Here is a 3,097-nt window from a genome sequence, read left to right as displayed (position 1 = left end):
AAGGTTAAGTCCTCGATCGATTAGTATTTGTCCGCTCCATATGTCGCCATACTTCCACTCCAAACCTATCTACCTGATCATCTTTCAGGGATCTTACTTTCTTAAAGAAATGGGAAATCTCATCTTGAGGGGGGCTTCACGCTTAGATGCTTTCAGCGTTTATCCCGGCCGCACATAGCTACCCAGCGATGCTCCTGGCGGAACAACTGGTACACCAGCGGTGCGTCCATCCCGGTCCTCTCGTACTAAGGACAGCTCCTCTCAAATTTCCTGCGCCCGCGACGGATAGGGACCGAACTGTCTCACGACGTTCTGAACCCAGCTCGCGTGCCGCTTTAATGGGCGAACAGCCCAACCCTTGGGACCGACTACAGCCCCAGGATGCGACGAGCCGACATCGAGGTGCCAAACCTCCCCGTCGATGTGGACTCTTGGGGGAGATAAGCCTGTTATCCCCGGGGTAGCTTTTATCCGTTGAGCGATGGCCCTTCCATGCGGAACCACCGGATCACTAAGCCCGACTTTCGTCCCTGCTCGACTTGTCAGTCTCGCAGTCAAGCTCCCTTGTGCCTTTACACTCTGCGAATGATTTCCATCCATTCTGAGGGAACCTTTGGGCGCCTCCGTTACTCTTTAGGAGGCGACCGCCCCAGTCAAACTGCCCACCTGACACTGTCTCCCCACGCGCTAAGCGTGGCGGGTTAGAATGGTCATACAGCGGGGGTAGTATCCCACCAGCGCCTCCTCGTATGCTGGCGCACACGATTCAATGGCTCCTACCTATCCTGTACAAGCGGTACAAACATTCCATATCAGGTTGCAGTAAAGCTCCACGGGGTCTTTCCGTCCTGTCGCGGGTAACCTGCATCTTCACAGGTACTATAATTTCACCGAGTCTCTCGTTGAGACAGTGCCCAGATCGTTGCGCCTTTCGTGCGGGTCGGAACTTACCCGACAAGGAATTTCGCTACCTTAGGACCGTTATAGTTACGGCCGCCGTTTACTGGGGCTTCAATTCTGAGCTTCGCAAGAAGCTAACCCATCCTCTTAACCTTCCAGCACCGGGCAGGCGTCAGCCCCTATACGTCACCTTACGGTTTTGCAGAGACCTGTGTTTTTGCTAAACAGTCGCCTGGGCCTATTCACTGCGGCTCTCTCGGGCTTTCACCCTATCAGAGCACCCCTTCTCCCGAAGTTACGGGGTCATTTTGCCGAGTTCCTTAACGAGAGTTCTCTCGCTCACCTTAGGATTCTCTCCTCATCTACCTGTGTCGGTTTGCGGTACGGGCAGTCTTTCTCTCCTTAGAGGCTTTTCTTGACAGCGTGAAATCAGGAACTTCCGTACTCAATTTCCTTCCCCATCACAGCTCATGCTTCACAAGAAGCGGATTTGCCTACTTCTCACACTCACTGCTTGGACGCACTCTTCCATCCGTGCGCTTCCTTATCCTTCTGTGTCACCCCATCGTCAAACAACAAAGACTGGTACAGGAATCTCAACCTGTTGTCCATCGCCTACGCCTATCGGCCTCGGCTTAGGTCCCGACTAACCCTGAGCGGACGAGCCTTCCTCAGGAAACCTTAGATATTCGGTGGAAGGGATTCTCACCCTTCTTTCGCTACTCATACCGGCATTCTCACTTCTAAGCGCTCCACTAGTCCTTCCGGTCTAGCTTCTTCGCCCTTAGAACGCTCTCCTACCACGAATCCCTCACGGGATTCATCCACAGTTTCGGTAATACGTTTAGCCCCGGTACATTTTCGGCGCGGGGTCACTCGACCAGTGAGCTATTACGCACTCTTTCAAGGATGGCTGCTTCTAAGCCAACCTCCTGGTTGTCTAAGCAACCCCACATCCTTTTCCACTTAACGTATATTTGGGGACCTTAACTGGTGGTCTGGGCTGTTTCCCTTTCGACTACGGATCTTATCACTCGCAGTCTGACTCCCGAGGATAAGTCAATGGCATTCGGAGTTTATCTGAATTCGGTAACCCGAGAGGGGCCCCTAGTCCAAACAGTGCTCTACCTCCATGACTCTTACCTCGAGGCTAGCCCTAAAGCTATTTCGGAGAGAACCAGCTATCTCCAAGTTCGATTGGAATTTCTCCGCTACCCACACCTCATCCCCGCACTTTTCAACGTACGTGGGTTCGGACCTCCAGTAAGTATTACCTTACCTTCATCCTGGACATGGGTAGATCACCTGGTTTCGGGTCTACGACCTGTTACTCAAAACGCCCTATTCAGACTCGCTTTCGCTACGGCTCCGCTTTTTCCGCTTAACCTTGCAACAAATCGTAACTCGCCGGTTCATTCTACAAAAGGCACGCTATCACCCATTAACGGGCTCTAACTACTTGTAGGCACACGGTTTCAGGTACTCTTTCACTCCCCTCCCGGGGTGCTTTTCACCTTTCCCTCACGGTACTGGTTCACTATCGGTCACTAGGGAGTATTTAGCCTTGGGAGATGGTCCTCCCGGATTCCGACGGAATTTCACGTGTTCCGCCGTACTCAGGATCCACTCGGGAGAGAAGACCATTTCGACTACCGGGCTGTTACCGTCTCTGGCGGGCCTTTCCAAGCCGCTTCATCTATCGCCTTCTTTTATCACTCCACAATGAGTGTCCTACAACCCCAAGAAGCAAGCTTCTTGGTTTGGGCTCTTTCCGTTTCGCTCGCCGCTACTCAGGAAATCGAATTTTCTTTCTCTTCCTCCGGGTACTAAGATGTTTCAGTTCCCCGGGTCTGCCTTCCCTACGCTATGTATTCACGTAAGGATTCTATCCGACTAAAGATAGAGGGTTCCCCCATTCGGAAATCTCTGGATCAACGCTTACGTACAGCTCCCCAAAGCATATCGGTGTTAGTCCCGTCCTTCTTCGGCTCCTAGTGCCAAGGCATCCACCGTGCGCCCTTCCTCACTTAACCTCATCCTTCTTACGAAGGTGTTGTTGTGTTTTCATAAACGTGCGATCGCTTATGAAAACGGAAAGATTCTTTCTCGGTTTGATTCTCGGTTTTGGTTGAAGAAAAACCTACGGTTTCTCTTCGTCTTTTTACACTAACTTTTCTTATCTAGTTTTCAAAGAACA

The 3,097-nt window shown here is 51.7% G+C and carries 1 rRNA gene; it reads right to left on the bottom strand.

The features are described 5' to 3' along the window. Positions 1-2,933: ribosomal RNA gene (locus tag HB912_RS13100) — 23S ribosomal RNA — on the bottom strand. Positions 2,934-3,097: the final 164 nt, after the last annotated feature.

The organism is Listeria aquatica, from assembly GCF_014223975.1.
In the GTDB taxonomy this organism is placed as follows: Bacteria; Bacillota; Bacilli; order Lactobacillales; family Listeriaceae; genus Listeria; species Listeria aquatica.
This window is presented reverse-complemented; position numbering and strand designations above follow the sequence as displayed.